This window comes from Burkholderia stabilis (assembly GCF_001742165.1).
GTDB lineage: Bacteria > Pseudomonadota > Gammaproteobacteria > Burkholderiales > Burkholderiaceae > Burkholderia > Burkholderia stabilis.
Genome location: NZ_CP016442.1, coordinates 1,248,718 through 1,264,460, shown reverse-complemented (window position 1 = coordinate 1,264,460; position 15,743 = coordinate 1,248,718). Strand labels below are relative to the sequence as shown.

Sequence of the window (15,743 nt, the reverse complement as noted above, 5' to 3'; positions counted from 1 at the left end):
ATGTGCGACGAATTGTTGCGGGGAGGCTGAGGCGCTCGAGTACGACGCATAAAATTTGAGATATCTGTTGAGTGCGTTCCGTAATATTTCGAGATGCGGTGAGGTTGTCGGCGCCACGTTGGCCGACGATCATGTGGGAAGCCGGAAACCGGGCCGCTCCCGGCCCGCCAACTCAGGCTCCACACGGAAGAACCGGACATGAAATTGCTGCTCGTCGGCGCGACGGGACTCGTCGGGCGTCACGTCCTCGAAGTCGCGCTCGCCGATTCGCGGGTCGATCGCGTGGTCGTCCTCGCGCGCCGGCCGTTGTCGCCGCATCCGAAGATGCGCGCACTGGAGGTCGACTTCGATCACCTGCCCGACGAAGCCGACTGGTGGCAGGCCGATGCGGTGATCTGCACGCTCGGCACCACGATGCGGGTCGCGGGATCGAAAGAGGCATTCCGGCGCGTCGATCACGACTATCCGCTCGCGGTCGCGCGGCTCGCGCACCGGTTCGGCACACCGGCCTACGTCCTGAATTCCGCACTCGGCGCGGATCCTGCATCGCGCATCTTCTACAACCGCGTGAAGGGCGAGGTCGAGCAGGCGCTCGCCGGTATCGGCTTCGCGTCGCTCACTTATGTGCGGCCGGGCCTGATCGGCGGCAGCCGCGACGAATTCAGGGCCGGCGAGCGGATGCTCGTGTTCGCGTTGAGCGTCGCCAACCCCGTGTTGCCGGCGAAGTGGCGCGTGAATCCTGCGCCGCGGATTGCACGCGCGTTGCTCGACGCCGCGATCGATGCGCGGCCGGGCGTGCAGGTCGTCGCGTCTGACCGGCTCGTCTGACCCGGAGCGGGCCGCCGCTGCTGCCGCGCGGCGGGCCGGCTACCGGGCCGCGCAACCCTCGAGCCCGCCGAACCGTTCGGCGAGCGCTTCCGTGAAGGCTTCCAGCGCTTCGCCGCCGTCGCAGTTCCTCGGCGTCGCGAGCTGGAATTCGACCGTGTGACTCAACTTGCTCGCGAGCAGCCTGCGCATCTTCCCCGCGGCGATCCACGGCGCCGCGACGTGGTCGGGCAGGAAGCCGACATGCGCGCCGGACAGGATGAAGATCACGTCGGCATCGACGTTTTCGGAGAACGCGGTCGGCTGCGCGTTGCGCGGCGCCGAACCCGACGTGTTCGTCTTGTAGAGCCGCGCGACGTTGCTCGCGCGCGCGATGTCGTCGGCCGACACGGTTTTCTTCGCAAACAACGGATGCCGGGCGCCGCAATGCAGCGACTGGTGTTCGACGAACAGCGGCGCGTAGTGCAGGCCGGCCTGGTGGCCGGAAAAGTAGCCGATCGCGAGCTGCAGTTCGCCTTTCAGCAGCCTGCGCTCCAGTTCGTCGGGCGGTATGGCGACCATCTCGATCAGCACGTCCGGCGCCCGCTCGCGGAAGCGGCCGACGGCCGCCGCGATCGATTCCACGATGTCCGGCGCGAGCCGCTCGGACAGGCCGATGCGCAACTCGCCGAGCAACGCGCCCGACACGTGCTGCGTATCGCGCGTGAAGACGTCCATTGCCTGCAGGAGCCGCCGCGTCGACTGCAGCACACGCTCGCCCTTGGGCGTCAGCCGGAATCCGCTCTTGCCGCGTTCGCACAGCCGGAACCCGAGACGCGTCTCGAGCTTGGCCATCTGCGTGCTGATCGTCGAAGGCGCCATGCCGAGCGTGCCCTGCGCGGCGCTGAAGCCGCCGCTTTCGACGATCGTCAGAAAGAGCCGCAGCAACTGCAAATCCATGTCTCTGAGTCGGGTCAGCATGGCGATACATCGCGTTTTGTGAAGTCGGCTTATGTTAGTTCATATTTTTCGTCGAATGCCGCGCCGGCAGAATCGGGCACGAGGTCGCCGGTCGCGCGACCGTGTCCCCCTTCAGACAGGAATCCGACGATGAGCCACAACGATCTCGCGTTCACGCGCGACAGCCTCTACGGCACGCAGGCCGAACCGACGTTCGCGGGCGCGACGAGCTTCATGCGCCGGCGTTTCAGCCGCGATCTCGACGGCGTCGATCTCGCGATCACCGGCGTGCCGTTCGATTCGGCCGCGTCGCACCGGCCCGGCACGCGTTTCGGTCCGCGCGGGTTGCGGATCGCGTCGACGGGCATCGCGTGGGAGCGTCCGTGGCCGTGGGAGTTCGATCCGTTCGACGTGCTGGCCGCGGTCGACTACGGCGATTGCGCATTCGATCTCGGGCAACCCGAATCGGTGCCGGGCGCGATCGAGCGGCACGCCGACGCGATCCTCGCGCGCGGTTGCGCGATGCTGACGCTCGGCGGCGATCACTTCATCACGTATCCGCTGCTGAAGGCGCATGCGAAGGTGCACGGGCCGCTGTCGCTCGTGCATTTCGATGCGCATACCGACACGTGGCCCGATCGCGACGTGAAGCGCATCGATCACGGCACGATGTTCTATCACGCGGCGCGCGAAGGATGGGTCGTGCCGGAGCGGTCGGCCCAGGTCGGCATCCGGACGACCAACGACGAGCCGATGGGATTCGACATCCAGGATGCGCGTCGCGTGCATGCGTCGACGCCTGCCGCGGTCGCCGCGCGGATTCGCGAGCGCGTCGGCGATCATCCCGTGTACCTGACGTTCGACATCGACTGTCTCGATCCGGCGTTCGCGCCGGGCACCGGCACGCCGGTCTCGGGCGGGCTGTCGAGCCATCAGGCGTTCGAGATCCTGCGGCACCTGGATGGCATCAACCTGGTCGGCATGGATGTGGTCGAAGTGTCGCCGCCGTACGATCATGCGGAAATCACGTCGCTGGCCGGCGCGACGATCGCGCTGGAACTGATCTGCCTGTACGCGTCGCGCCGTCGCGGCGCGCGGTGACGGCAGCACGCAAGAGGACGATTCGAACGATGGAAGCCCTTACCTGGCGCAGGGCCGTGCCCGCCGACGCAGCCGCGTGCATTGCACTGCGCGGCAACACACGCGAAAACGCGTTCACCGAAGCGCAGTTGCGCGACCTCGGCATCACCGTCGAAAGCTGGGGCGACGGTATCCGGGACGGCCTGTTCTCGGGCCACGTCTGCTGCGCGAACGCACGCATGGTCGGCTACTGCTTCGGCGACACCGAATCGGGCGAGATCGTCGTGCTCGCGATGCTGCCCGAATACGAGGGAGCAGGGATCGGCAAGCGGCTGCTGCGGCAGGTGATCGACGATTTCGCGGCGAACGGGTTCACGACGCTGTTCCTCGGCTGCTCGACCGATCCCGCATCGCGCTCGCACGGGTTCTACCGGCACCTCGGCTGGACGCCGACCGGGGAGCTCGACGACGCCGGTGACGAAATCCTGACGTTCGAGACAGGACGCATCGCGCGTTCGTAACGCGGCTTCGTCATACGAAACAGGCCTCGCCCGCAAGCGCGAGGCCTTTCATTTTTCAAACGAAAAACTGACGAAAAACTCCGCCGGCGAATCCCGATCGTTCGAACAATTTCGAAAATCGACGGATACCGGGTAATCACCGATTTCTCGCAAGTTGTATATACAAGATCATCCGCTGGCAATGTCGGCACACGTCGTGCCGCTTGCGCGCCAGCGTGCAAACCGTGCGTGCGTGGCGCATGCCGGCGATCCACGGCGCCCCGCACCCGAAGAGCCGAAAGGGCGGCTTGGCAGGTTCCCTGCCTCTTTCAAACCATTTGTGATCCAGAGTATTGTGGAGATCGACCCGTGTCAACGAATTCCAGTGGAAAAGCCGGCGGCCTGATCGAGGTTCGCTCGATCGACTTCATTCCCGATGCCGAGCGCCACGGCGGGCTGCTGAGCCAGTTCACGCTGTGGCTGTCGGCCAACATGCAGATCACGGCGATCGTCACGGGCGCGCTCGCCGTCGTGCTCGGCGGTGACGTGTTCTGGTCGCTGGTCGCGCTGCTGCTCGGCCAGCTGGTCGGCGGCGCGGTGATGGCGCTGCATGGCGCGCAAGGGCCGCAGCTCGGGCTGCCGCAGATGATCTCGAGCCGCGTGCAGTTCGGCGTGTACGGCGCGATGATCCCGATCGTGCTCGTGTGCCTGATGTACATCGGTTTTTCCGCAAGCGGCTCGGTGCTGGCCGGGCAGGCCGTCGCGCAGTTGCTGCATGTCGACGACGCGGCCGGCATCCTGCTGTTCGCGGCCGTGATCGTCGTGCTGACCGTGTTCGGTTATCGCGCGATCCACTTCGTCGGCCGGATCGCGAGCGTGGTCGGCATCATTGCGTTCGTCTACATGTTCACGCAGTTGTTCGCGAACCACGACGTCGGCGCGCTGCTCGCGAACAAGCATTTCTCGCTCGCGAGCTTCCTGCTGTCGATGTCGCTGTCCGCGTCGTGGCAGATCGCATTCGGCCCGTACGTCGCCGACTATTCGCGCTACCTGCCGCGCTCGACGTCGTCGGTCGCGACGTTTCTCGCGGTTGGCCTGGGCTCGGTGATCGGCGCGCAGGCGGCGATGGTGTTCGGCGTGTTCGCGGCCGCGCTGGCCGGCGGCCAGTTCGCGCACCATGAGGTGTCGTATATCGTCGGCCTCGGTTCGACGGGCGCCGTGGCCGCGCTGCTGTACTTCAGCATCGCGTTCGGCAAGGTGACGGTGACGGCGCTCAACGCGTACGGCAGCTTCATGTCGATGGCGACGATCGTCAGCGGTTTTCGCGGCAAGGGCGCAGTGTCGTCGAAGAGCCGCCTCGTCTACATCTTCGGGATGATCTGCGTGTCGACGCTGATCGCGCTTGCGGGCCGCCATTCGTTCCTGAAGGAATTCACCGCGTTCATCCTGTTCCTGCTCGCGTTCTTCACGCCGTGGAGCGCGATCAACCTGGTCGATTACTACTGCTTCACGCGCTCGCGCTACGACGTGCCGGCGCTGTCCGATCCGGACGGCCGCTACGGCCGCTGGAACGTGATGGCGATCACGATCTACGTGGTCGGCATCCTCGTGCAGTTCCCGTTCATGTCGACGCACATCTACACGGGGCCGCTCGTCGACGCGCTCGGCGGTACCGACATCTCGTGGATCCTCGGCCTCGTCGTGCCGGCCGTGCTGTATTACATCTGCGCGCGCGTGTCACGGCGCAGCATCCCCGAACGCCTGATCCTGCCGCTCGAACGCGGCGAAGTTCACCACTGACGTCACGCATCGTGCATCGGGCCGGCCGGTAGCCGGCCCGGGCAGCACATCGCGTCGGGCCTGGCGTTGCCTGCGCCGGGCGGTCCACCCCGTTTCTTGTATTGCGATGCCGGCGCGGCACGATCGTCGCGTCCGGGATCGTTTCCTTTTCCTTTCATCAAATAGTATGACTAAACAAATGAAATGCCGCGGGAGCGCGTCCCCGGTACGGCTGCCGCATGCCTTGCTCCGCACGACGGTCGCGGTTGCGTGCCTGTGCGGCTCGGGCGCCGTGCTCGCGCAGGATGGCGTCACGCTGTACGGCGTGATCGACGAATTCGCGCAGTACGTGAATACGGGCAACGGCTATACGGCGGCGATCGGCTCGGGCGGCCAGTGGGGCAGCCGGTTCGGGATGAAGGGCGGCGAGGATATCGGCGGCGGGCAGAAGATCGAGTTCGCGCTGGAGAACGGCTTCAACCCGAACGACGGCTCGCTGGCGAGCTCGGGCAGCATGTTCAACCGGCAGGCGTGGGTCGGCATCGCGGGGCAATGGGGCAAGGTGCGCGCGGGCCGCCAGAACTCGCCGCTGTTCAACGACCAGGGCGGGCAGGATGCGTTCGGCGGCGTCACGCAGGCGTCCGGCATGGACAACCTGACCGTGTTCTCGTTCCGTACGAGCAACACGCTGTCGTACCAGAGCCCGGAGATCGCGGGCTTCCAGGGCGGGCTGTATTTCGGGTTCGGCGATGCGGGCGGCGTGCGCTCGGCAGGCTCCAGCCAGCAGTTCGACCTGACCTACGAACACGGGCCGTTCGCGGCGTTCGTTGCGGGCCAGTGGCTGAAGAATGCAACGGCGACCACGACCGATCGCACGATCATGGCCGGCGCATCGTACGCGATCGGCAAGGCCACCGTGTACGGCGGTTTCTCCGCGGTGAAGTGGGCCGACTTCGGGATCGATTCGCGCGTGTACGGGCTGTCGGTCAAATACCAGTTCAACCCGGCGAACACCGTCGCGCTTGGTTACGCGTATCTGCACGACCAGTCGTCGCAGGGCAACAATGCGGACCAGCTCGGGCTGATGTACGAGTACGACCTGTCGAAGCGCACGAGCTTCTACGGCGCGCTGTCGTACCTGCGCAACCGCAACCAGGCCGGCTACACGCTCGCCGGCGCGGCCAACCCCGGTCTGCCGCTCGCCTATCCGGGCGCGAATGCGCGCGGCGTGCAGCTCGGCATCGTGCATCGCTTCTGACGATCGCGATGCGCCGGGCCGCGTGCGCCCGGCGCTTTCTTGTGCGGCGCGTTCGCGCCGTTACTTCCCCAGCCGCTCCGCGAGCGAATAGCGCTGCATGCAGCGCTCCATCGCGTCGAGGAACGCATGCTCGGCCGCGTTCATCTTGCGGTCGCGATGCCACAGCAGGAACACGTCGACATCGACGAGCCCGTCGTCGGGCGGCAGCCGCCACAGCCGCTGCTGCGCGATGTCGTCGCGCACGATGTGCTCGGGCAGGCAGCCGATCCCGTACCCCGCGAAGATCAGCCGCCGCACTTCCTCGAGGCTCGGCGACGACGCGACGATGCGCCCCGTGAAACCCTTCTGGTCGCGGAAGACGGTGAGCGGCGACAGGCTGTCGCCGATCTGGTCGCTCGTGAACGACACGAAATTCTCCGCGAGCAGATCGTCCATCCGCAGTTGCGTCTGCCCGAACAGCCGGTGATGGCGGCCGCAGTAGATCGCATAGCGCTGGCGCAGGAAGCAGCGCATTTCCAGCTTGTCGTGCGGCGTGCGGCACAGGCCGAGCCCGGCCGTGGCCGTTTTCTGCAGCAGCGACGACAGAATGTCCGACGAGCGCATCACCTCGATCTGCAGGTCGATGCGCGGATACGCGCGATGGAATTCGGCGAGGAACTCGTCGTAGACGGGCGATTCGATGCGGCTCACGGTGAGCAGCCGGATCGAACCGGTCAGGTCGGCCGTGCTGTCGTCGATTTCGGTTTCGAGGCGCGAGATGCCGCCGTAGATGTCGCTCGCGATCCGGTACACGGCTTCGCCGGCCGGCGTCGGCGCGAAGTGCGCGCCGCGTCGTTCGATCAGCCGGCGCTCGAGCGTGTCCTCGAGCCGCCGCAGCGCCTGGCTCACGGCCGGCTGCGTGACGTGCAGGCGCGCGGCCGCGCGGCTCACGCTGCGCTCCTGCATGATCACCAGATAGGTGCGCAGCAGGTTCCAGTCGAGGCGGTCGTTCAGGAACGGGGCAAGGTCGGGGCGCATCGTGTCTCCGGGCGAAGCGTCGGGCTGGACATTAGTTAAATTTATACGGCGAATAATAACTTGAAATTTGACTAATGATTTGCGGTCGCCGATAAAGGAGGGGTGCCGCAGCGTGCGGCGCGAGGCCGCGACAGACGGCTGCCATCACGATATTGCGCGTCGCACCGCAGCGGCGCGCGTCAGGAGCCCGCATGACCCAGTCCCTTCCTTCCGCCCGCCAGCCGGGACGCGCCGCGACGGCCGCGTTCATCGGCACGATGATCGAGTGGTACGACTTCTACATCTACGCGACCGCCGCCGCGCTCGTGTTCGGCGAACTTTATTTCCCGTCGCATGACCCGTTCGTCAGCACGATGGCGTCGTTCGCGACGTTCGCGGTCGGCTTCTTTGCGCGGCCGCTCGGCGGGCTGATCTTCGGCCACCTCGGCGATCGCATCGGCCGCAAGAAGGCGCTGATGACGACGCTGATGATGATGGGCGTCGCGACCGTCTGCGTCGGGCTGCTGCCCGATTATTCGAAGGTCGGCATGCTTGCGCCGGCACTGCTCGTCGCGCTGCGCGTCGTGCAGGGGATCGCGGTCGGCGGCGAGTGGGGCGGCGCGGTGCTGATGGCGGGCGAGCACGCACCGCAGGGGCGCCGCACGTTCTTCGCGTCGTTCGCGCAGCTCGGCAGCCCGGCCGGGCTGATCCTGTCGCTGATCGCGTTTCGCGCGGTCACGTCGATGGACAAGGCCGACTTCCTCGCGTGGGGCTGGCGTCTGCCGTTTCTCGCGAGCTCGGTGCTGCTCGTGGTCGGCATCATGATCCGGCTCGGCGTGAACGAGTCGCCGGAATTCGCGCGCGTGAAGGAAGCGAACCGCACCGTGAAGCTGCCGGTCGCCGAAGTGTTCCGCTCCGCATCGGGGCTCGTGCTGCTTTGCATCGGCGCGAACACGATCGGCATCGCAGGCGTCTATTTCACGAACACGTTCATGATCGCGTACACGACGCAGTACGTCGGCGTATCGCGATCGCTGATCCTCGACAGCCTGTTCGCGGTCGCGATCATCCAGTTCTTCGCGCAGCCGGTCGCCGCATGGATCGCCGAGCGCATCGGCGGCGCGCGCTTCCTGAAGCTCGCGGCGCTGCTCGCGATGCTGTCGCCGTATCCGATGTTCATGCTCGTGCAGGGCGGCACGTCTGCATCGCTGATCGCGGGTATCGCGCTCGCGGTCGTGTGCATGGCCGGTTTCTATTCGGTGATCGCGGGCTTCGTGAGCGAAGTGTTTCCCGCGCACGTGCGCTATTCGGCGATCTCGCTCGCTTATCAGATTTGCGGCGCGATCGCGGGCGGCCTGACGCCGCTCGTCGGCACGTGGCTCGCGCATCGCTTCGCGGGCCAGTGGTGGCCGCTCGCGGTGTTCTACACGTGCCTCGCCGGCATTTCGCTGCTCAGCATCGTCGCGCTCGACGCGCGCCGCGCGGCGCAACCGGCCGCTGCCGAAGCGCTCGGCTCGCATTGAACCTCAACGAACGAATTCATCCGGAGTGCACATGAAAGACCTGTTGGACATCGACGGCGCCCGACTGTGGCAGAGCCTGGCGGACATGGCGCGCATCGGCGCGACGCCGCGCGGCGGCGTGCAGCGCCTCGCGCTCACCGACGACGACCGGCGCGGCCGTGACCTGTTCGCGCAGTGGTGCCGCGACGCGGGCATGACGGTGAGCGTCGACGTAGCCGGCAACCTGTTCGCGCGGCGCGACGGCGCCGATGCACAGGCCGCGCCGGTGCTGATCGGCAGCCATCTCGACACGCAGCCCGAAGGCGGCCGTTTCGACGGCGTCTACGGCGTGCTCGCCGCGCTCGAGCTCGTGCGCACGCTGAACGACGCCGGCATCGTGACGGGCAAGCCGATCGAGATCGTGTCGTGGACCAACGAGGAGGGCGCGCGTTTTGCGCCGGCGATGCTCGGTTCGGCCGTGTTCACGGGCGCATTGCCGCTCGCCGACGCGCTTGCGAAGCAGGACGCCGACGGCGTGACGCTCGGCGCCGCGCTGGACGCATGCGGCTATCGCGGCACGCGGGCGACGGGCGGCGCGGTCGACGCGTATTTCGAGGCGCATATCGAACAGGGCCCCGTGCTCGAAGCGAACGGCACGACGATCGGCATCGTCACGGGCGGGCAGGCGATCCGCTGGCTCGACGTGACGGTGACGGGCGTGGCTGCGCATGCAGGGACGACGCCGATGCCGTATCGCAAGGACGCGTATTTCGCGAGCGCGCAGATCGCGCTCGAACTCGAGCGGATCGTCGCCGGTTATGCGCCGCGCGGGCTCGCGACGATCGGGCAGGTCGGCATCCGCAACGCATCGCGCAACACCATCGCCGGCGACGTGACGTTCACGGTCGACCTGCGTCATCACGACGATGCCGAAGTCGATGCGATGGAGCGCGACCTGCGTGATGCGTGCGCCCGCGTTGCCGCCGCGCGCGGCGTGCAGATTGCGATCGACACCTGCTGGCGCAGCCCGGCGACACCGTTCGATCGCGACTGCGTCGAGCTCGTAGCTCAGGCAGCGGCCGAGTTTGGCTACACGAACGAGCGGATCGTCAGCGGCGCCGGCCACGACGCGATCCTGCTCGCGCGTCGCTTCCCGACCGCGATGGTGTTCATTCCGTGCGTCGACGGCCTGTCGCACAACGAGGCCGAGGACGCGCTGCCCGACGACGTGACGCGCGGCACGAACGTGCTGCTCCATGCGGTGCTCGCGCGCGCGGGCGTCGCGGCGAGCGTCGATGCGGCGGCTGCCGCAGCCGCGCACGGCGCATGACGCGACGAACCGACGAGGACGAACGATGAAAACCTATTTCCATCCCGAACAATTGCTGCACCACCCGCGCACCTACCTGTCGCGCGGCCAGATGCGTGAACCGCAGGAAGTGCCGGATCGCGCGGCGCGGCTCGTCGCGGCCGTGCGGGCGCTCGACTTCGACGTGCGCGAGCCGGCCGACCGCGGCACCGCACCGATCGCGGCCGTGCACGACATGAACTACCTGCGCTTTCTCGAGGACGCGCACCGCGACTGGAAGCAGATGCCCGACGACTGGGGCGACGAGGTGATGTCGAACGTGTTCGTGCGCGATCCGAACCCGCTGCGCGGCGTGCTCGCGAAAGCCGCGCGCTACCTCGCCGACGGCAGTTGCCCGATCGGTGCGAATACGTGGCGCGCCGCGTACTGGTCTGCGCAGGACGCGCTCGCGGCCGCGGCCGACGTCAACGACGGCGCGCGCGAAGCCTATGCGCTGTGCCGCCCGCCCGGCCATCATGCGCGCCGCGACGCGGCCGGCGGCTTCTGCTACCTGAACAATGCGGCGATCGCCGCGCAGTCGCTGCTCGGCCGCCATCGGCGCGTCGCGATTCTCGACACCGACATGCATCACGGGCAGGGCGTGCAGGAGATCTTCTACGGCCGCGACGATGTGCTGTACGTCTCGATCCACGGCGACCCGACCAACTTCTATCCGGTCGTCGCGGGCTACGAGGAAGAGACGGGCGCGGGGGCGGGCGACGGCTTCAATCTCAACCTGCCGATGCCGCACGGCTCGCCCGAGTCGGCGTTCTTCGAGCGGCTCGACGACGCGCTGCGCGCGCTCGCGCGGTTCCAGCCCGACGCGCTCGTGCTCGCGCTCGGCTTCGACATCTACAAGGATGATCCGCAATCGCAGGTTGCGGTCACGACCGAAGGTTTCGGGCGGCTCGGCGGCGCGATCGGCGCGCTGCGACTGCCGACGGTGATCGTGCAGGAGGGTGGTTATCACCTCGACAGCCTCGATGCGAACGCGCGTGCGTTCTTCGGCGGGTTCGCCGGCGCGCGCTGACGCGGCGGGGCCGGATCGCGTGCGCGGGGGTTCAAGTTTTCCTCGCGCACGCCGATAATTCGCGCATACGCTGGACGGATGCACGAAGGAGGGCCGAACGATGAACGCAACCGGCCGAATCAAACACGGAGCGATCGCGCTCGCCGCGCTGGGCGCGTGGTCGCTCGCCTGCGGGACCGAGCCGTCGATCCCGCTGCGAATCAGTCTCACCATTCCGGAAACCTGCACGATCGGCCCCGGTGCCGGGCAGGCCGCCGACGCCGACATGCCGAGCGTCAGCTGCGCGCACGGCACGCCGTTCGTGCTGAGCCGCGCGCCGCTGCCCGACGCGCGAGCGGCGCCGCGCAGCGTCGGCACGGGCGCGCCGCCTGCATGGACCGTCACGTTCTGAACGGCCCGTTGTCCCGCTAGAAGCTGATCGTCGCGGTGATCGTGTCGCTGTAGTTGCCGGGCGCGGGCGTGGTCTGCGCCGGCACCGCGCCGTACACGGTCACGACTTGCGACGTGCCGGTGCCGACGCCCGTGACCGTCGTGCTGCCGCCGGTGCCGTCCCCCCACGGGATCGAGCGCGCGGCATCCGTATAGAGCCCATAGCCGATCGTGCCGCCGCCGCCGCCGCTGCGCTGCATCTCGCGCGCCGTCACGTTGCCGGCGTTACCGCCGTTCAGCGCGATTTTCCACGCATCGCCGTTGGTGCACTGCGCGGTGATCGAGCCGGTCGCCGCGAGCGTGCCCGACAGTACGCTTGCGGTGCCGAAGCTGACGTTCGTCGCGCTGATGTTGCAGTTGTTGACGACGGTGGCGGTCGCCGAGAACGGAAACGTGCCGTTCGACGTCAACAGCGACGCGCAGGTCGGCGCGCCGAGCAGGTAGAACCCCGCGTTGAGCGACGTCGTGTTGCCGCCGAACTGTTGCGAATAGACCGTGTTGCTGTTGCCGGTGGTCGGCACGGTCGGCTGGTTCGACGTGATCTGCCCGTAGATCGTGACCGTCGCGCTCGCGCTGGTGCCGAGCGCGGGCTTCACGAGCGTCACGGATGCCGGCGTCGTGCCGGAATACACGGATCCCCATGCGACCGAATGCCCGCCGTCGAGATACAGGTCGTACTGCATCGCATTGCTGCCGTTGACGAGGCTGCGCGGGCTCGTGCCGCCGAGGTTCAGGCACACGAGCACGTTCGGCGTCAGCGTGATGGCCGACCACGTGCACGTGATATTGACGGAGCCCGTCGCGGTGACGGCCGCGCGCGAGATCGGGCTGACCGAGCCGAAGCTCACCGTCGACGCGGTGGCCGTGCAGGTCTCGGCCTGCGCGTGGCGCGGCACGCCGCACCACACGGCGAGCGCGACGACGAGCAGCAGCATGAACCTCATGGCGCGGGCCGGCAGGTGAGCGGGCCGACGGTCGGCAGCGTGCCGTTGCCGGGCGCCGTGAACGCGAATTCCGCGACGCAGCGTTGCGTGCCGTAGTCGATCACGAGATGGTTGTCCTCCTTCAGGCCGTCGACGAACGTGAGCCCGTCGTAGCCGACGATCGTGTCCGCGCCGCTCTCGGCGTGATGCACGCGCGCGCCGGCCGGCAGCGGCTGGCCGGCGGCGTCGCGCAGGATCACCGACGCCGCGCGATAGCGCGACACGCCGAAATGCGCGACGACGCCCGATTGCGCCTGCGGCACGATCGTCATCGACGTGCGGGCGATCCGCGCATCGGCGGGCAGTTTCATCGAATCGATCGCGACCTGATTGTTCTGGTACGCGTTCAGGTCGGGCACGAGCAGGTGCCCGGCACGATCGGTCGTGCCGATCACGCGGTTCTCGTGCAGCACCGGGATGCCCGCGACGCCGTCGGTCGACACGAGCGCGAAGCCGTCGTCGATGCGGCGCGACAGTTGCAGGCTGCGATCCATGAACACGAGCGCGCCGCTCACGTCGAGCGACGCGCCGGTCTGCCGGTCGATGCCCTGCGCGGCGGCGATGACTTCGCCCGCGCGGCCGAGATAGCGCAACTGCGCCTGCCGGTACGGCACCGCGCCCGTGCCGCCGGTCTGCACGCCCCAGCCCCAGCCGCCGTCGTAGTCGGGCGGGCGGCTCGCGTCGACGGAGTAGTTCGACTGGCCGCGCTGGCGGCCGACGGTCGCGTTGATCGACGTGTTGCGGCCGAGCCCGATGTTCAGCGACACGAACGCGCCGTTCGCGCCTTGCTGCGCGAAATCGCGGTACGCGCTCACGCTCAGCGACGCGAGATCGCCGAAGCTCAGCGTGTACGACACCGTGCCGATTCGCGCGCTCGGGCCTTGCGGCAGCCGGAAGCCGATGTAGCTGAGCGACAGCGTCTGGCGGTGCAGGAACGGCAGCGCGAGCGTCGCCTGGTCGGTCGCCGACGGCACCGGCGAGCCGTCGCGCGACGCAAGATCGCCGTAGCGGCCGAACGCGCGGATCGTCTGCGCGTTGATCGAGAAGCGCGGTTCGATCAGCTGGTAGCCGACGCTCACCTGCGTGCCGGAAAAGCGGCCGACGCTGCCCGCGACCGCACCATTCACGACACCCGCGTAGCCGAGGCGCATCAGCGCGCCGACGCCGGCATTGAGCACGCCGCCGGTCGCTTCCGCGTGTCCTTCGACGGTCAGCGTATCGCTGAGCCCGCGCCGCATCGAGCCGCTGACGGCCGGCCGCGCGTCGTAGTCGAACGACTCCAGCCCGTAGTTGCGGCGCAGGAAGCCGGTTTCGAACGAATAGCTCGACAGCCCGGCGGACAGCATGCGCGTGTCGACGTAAAGCGGCACCGAGGTCGCGACGGTGCGCCCGAGCGCGTCGCGCGTGATGACGGTCGCCTGGCCGGCGCCGGTGATGCCCGGCACGTCGTGGATGATGAACGGGCCGCTCGGCACGTTGCCGGTGTACTGGCGCACGTTGTTGATGTACAGGTCGACCGCCGTCGGCACGGCCGCCGAGCCCGAGAGCGACGGAATCGGGAACGTGACGAGATCGGGCCGCAGCGCGAAGTTGCTGCGCCACTGGAAGCCGCCGAGGCGCACCGAGCGCGTCCACGGGAGCGATCCCGAGATCGTGTCGCCGATCTGCGTCGTGCTCGGCCGGGCCGGGTCCGAGCGGCTCCACGACGTGTCGAAGCGCGTATAGCGGCGGTGGCCGTTGTAGAAGTACGCGGTGCCCGTCGTGTCGAACACGCCGTTCGGATCGAAGTAGCGCACGTCGGTATAGAGCGAGAACTGCCGGTCGCCGATCGTCTGCGCGTACGCCTCGTAGTTGATCGCGATGCCGCGCGACGCGGTGGCCGCCTGCGTGGCCGGCAACGCGCGGCTGTCGACCGCATACGGGCGGCGCAGCGCATCGGGCATCTGCAGGTCGACGCTCTGGCGCGCCGCGTCGTAGCGGTAGCGCAGGCCGGGAATCGTGTCGAGGTCGACCGTCGCCGAATCGGCGATGCCGAGCCGGCCAGTCGCGAAGCCGATCGTGCGCAGGTCGGCGCCGCTTGCCGACAGGTGGCCGTCGCGTTCGCGGAAATGCGCGAGCAGCGCCGTGTTTTCGCCGTTGACGCTGACTTCGAGGATCACGTCGTGCGCGCTGTCGCTCATCACGAGTGCCGCAGGTTCGTCCGCGCGCGTCCAGCCGGGCGCAAGCAGGCCGCCGGCCACGATCGCCGCGAGCGCGGCGCGCGGCCACCGCGGCGCGCGGGCGTTGGCCGCGATCGTTCCGGCGCGGGGCGTTGGGGAAGGGGCCGGGCGGCGCACCGGCGGTCTAGCCCGGCGGCTCCACCGCGACGACCGCGCTGGCCGGCTGCGAATTGACGGCGGCCCGCACCGTGACCTTGCCGCCGAGCGCGACGCCGGCCGGCAGCGGCACGCTCCACTGGCCCGTGCGGCCCGCGAGCGCATAGCCGAGCAGCCCGCGCGTGAGCGGGTACGCGCGGCCATCGCCGGTCACGAGCTCGACCGACGCCAGTTGCGCGCGGCGCGCGCCGCCGTTGCGCACGCGCAGCACCCAGCCGCCGTTGCTGCGCAGCAGCGCCCAGTCGAGTTGCGGCGTGCCTTTGCCGGCCGGTTCGACGAACACCGGGATCGAATAGCGCAGCCGGATCGACACGCCGTTGGTCGGCGCTTCGCCGGGTTGCGGCAGCTCGTCGATCAGCAGCCGGTAGCTCTGCTCGATGCCGGATGGCGTGCGCGATGCGCGCACGACGCGGATCAGTTGCTCGGATTGCGTGCCGACCTCGATCAGCGGCGGGCTCGCGACGAGATCCTGCGTGGGCGTCAGCGTGTCCTGGCCATCGGCCTGGTCCCAGCGGAAGACGCGCACCTGCCCGTACACGGGCCGCTCGCCCGGATTGCGCAGCGTGATGCCGGTGGCCGTGTCCTCGGTGCCGAATTCGATCGTGACGGGGGAAATCTGCAGCGACGCGGCGTGCGCGGCGCCGGCCGCGCACAGCAGCGCGGCGAGCGTTCGACGTAATGCGGTCATGCGAAGCGGCG

The 15,743-nt window shown here is 68.3% G+C and carries 14 protein-coding genes; 9 read left to right on the top strand and 5 right to left on the bottom strand.

Annotated elements, in window-relative coordinates; genetic code table 11:
• The first annotated feature begins 198 nt into the window (after positions 1-198).
• The gene (locus BBJ41_RS05900) at positions 199-828 is read left to right on the top strand and encodes an NAD-dependent epimerase/dehydratase family protein (RefSeq protein ID WP_069745724.1); all 630 of its coding nucleotides are present in this window, start codon (positions 199-201) and stop codon (positions 826-828) included.
• A 39-nt stretch (positions 829-867) separates the two neighbouring features.
• Here BBJ41_RS05900 and BBJ41_RS05895 read toward each other — a convergent pair whose 3' ends face one another.
• Positions 868-1,785 (bottom strand): LysR family transcriptional regulator, encoded by a 918-nt coding sequence (locus BBJ41_RS05895; RefSeq protein WP_069745723.1) that lies wholly within the window; start codon positions 1,783-1,785, stop codon positions 868-870.
• Between the two features lie 129 nt (positions 1,786-1,914).
• Between BBJ41_RS05895 and speB the strand changes: the two genes are divergently transcribed.
• The 4 genes from speB (at position 1,915) to BBJ41_RS05875 (ending at position 6,381) form a co-directional block, all read left to right on the top strand.
• Positions 1,915-2,865 carry an agmatinase gene (gene speB, locus BBJ41_RS05890; protein ID WP_069745722.1) on the top strand — a complete coding sequence of 317 codons (951 nt, stop codon included), beginning with the start codon at positions 1,915-1,917 and terminating at the stop codon, positions 2,863-2,865.
• A gap of 29 nt (positions 2,866-2,894) precedes the next feature.
• The gene (locus tag BBJ41_RS05885; RefSeq protein WP_069745721.1) at positions 2,895-3,365 is read left to right on the top strand and encodes a GNAT family N-acetyltransferase; all 471 of its coding nucleotides are present in this window, start codon (positions 2,895-2,897) and stop codon (positions 3,363-3,365) included.
• A gap of 348 nt (positions 3,366-3,713) precedes the next feature.
• Positions 3,714-5,144 carry a purine-cytosine permease family protein gene (locus BBJ41_RS05880; RefSeq protein WP_069745720.1) on the top strand — a complete coding sequence of 477 codons (1,431 nt, stop codon included), beginning with the start codon at positions 3,714-3,716 and terminating at the stop codon, positions 5,142-5,144.
• A 166-nt stretch (positions 5,145-5,310) separates the two neighbouring features.
• Entirely contained in the window at positions 5,311-6,381 is a 1,071-nt protein-coding gene (locus BBJ41_RS05875; protein ID WP_069745719.1) for a porin, read from the top strand.
• A gap of 60 nt (positions 6,382-6,441) precedes the next feature.
• Here the strand turns inward: BBJ41_RS05875 and BBJ41_RS05870 are convergent, their stop codons facing one another.
• Positions 6,442-7,398, bottom strand: a complete 957-nt coding sequence (locus tag BBJ41_RS05870) for a LysR family transcriptional regulator (protein ID WP_069745718.1) — start codon at positions 7,396-7,398, stop codon at positions 6,442-6,444.
• Positions 7,399-7,589: 191 nt separating this feature from the next.
• Here BBJ41_RS05870 and BBJ41_RS05865 point away from each other — a divergent pair, with 191 nt between their 5' ends.
• The 4 genes from BBJ41_RS05865 to BBJ41_RS05850 all read left to right on the top strand — a co-directional run bounded on the left by BBJ41_RS05865 (position 7,590) and on the right by BBJ41_RS05850 (position 11,648).
• On the top strand, positions 7,590-8,900 hold the full coding sequence (locus BBJ41_RS05865; RefSeq protein WP_069745717.1) for an MFS transporter: 1,311 nt from the start codon (positions 7,590-7,592) through the stop codon (positions 8,898-8,900).
• 31 nt (positions 8,901-8,931) lie between these two features.
• Complete coding sequence (locus BBJ41_RS05860) at positions 8,932-10,209, top strand: Zn-dependent hydrolase (protein ID WP_069745716.1); 1,278 nt, start codon at positions 8,932-8,934, stop codon at positions 10,207-10,209.
• 25 nt (positions 10,210-10,234) lie between these two features.
• Positions 10,235-11,257 carry a histone deacetylase family protein gene (locus tag BBJ41_RS05855; RefSeq protein ID WP_069747604.1) on the top strand — a complete coding sequence of 341 codons (1,023 nt, stop codon included), beginning with the start codon at positions 10,235-10,237 and terminating at the stop codon, positions 11,255-11,257.
• A gap of 100 nt (positions 11,258-11,357) precedes the next feature.
• Positions 11,358-11,648 carry a hypothetical protein gene (locus tag BBJ41_RS05850; RefSeq protein ID WP_069745715.1) on the top strand — a complete coding sequence of 97 codons (291 nt, stop codon included), beginning with the start codon at positions 11,358-11,360 and terminating at the stop codon, positions 11,646-11,648.
• A 16-nt stretch (positions 11,649-11,664) separates the two neighbouring features.
• Here the strand turns inward: BBJ41_RS05850 and BBJ41_RS05845 are convergent, their stop codons facing one another.
• Genes BBJ41_RS05845 through BBJ41_RS05835 form a run of 3 tightly spaced genes read right to left on the bottom strand, consistent with a single transcriptional unit; the run spans position 11,665 to position 15,732 of the window.
• Positions 11,665-12,630 carry a Csu type fimbrial protein gene (locus tag BBJ41_RS05845; protein ID WP_069745714.1) on the bottom strand — a complete coding sequence of 322 codons (966 nt, stop codon included), beginning with the start codon at positions 12,628-12,630 and terminating at the stop codon, positions 11,665-11,667.
• Positions 12,627-15,005, bottom strand: coding sequence for a fimbria/pilus outer membrane usher protein (locus tag BBJ41_RS05840; RefSeq protein ID WP_069745713.1), 2,379 nt, complete (start codon positions 15,003-15,005; stop codon positions 12,627-12,629). Before BBJ41_RS05840 ends, BBJ41_RS05845 begins: the two co-directional genes overlap by 4 nt.
• 7 nt (positions 15,006-15,012) lie before the next feature.
• On the bottom strand, positions 15,013-15,732 hold the full coding sequence (locus BBJ41_RS05835; RefSeq protein WP_069745712.1) for a fimbrial biogenesis chaperone: 720 nt from the start codon (positions 15,730-15,732) through the stop codon (positions 15,013-15,015).
• Between the last annotated feature and the right edge of the window lie 11 nt (positions 15,733-15,743).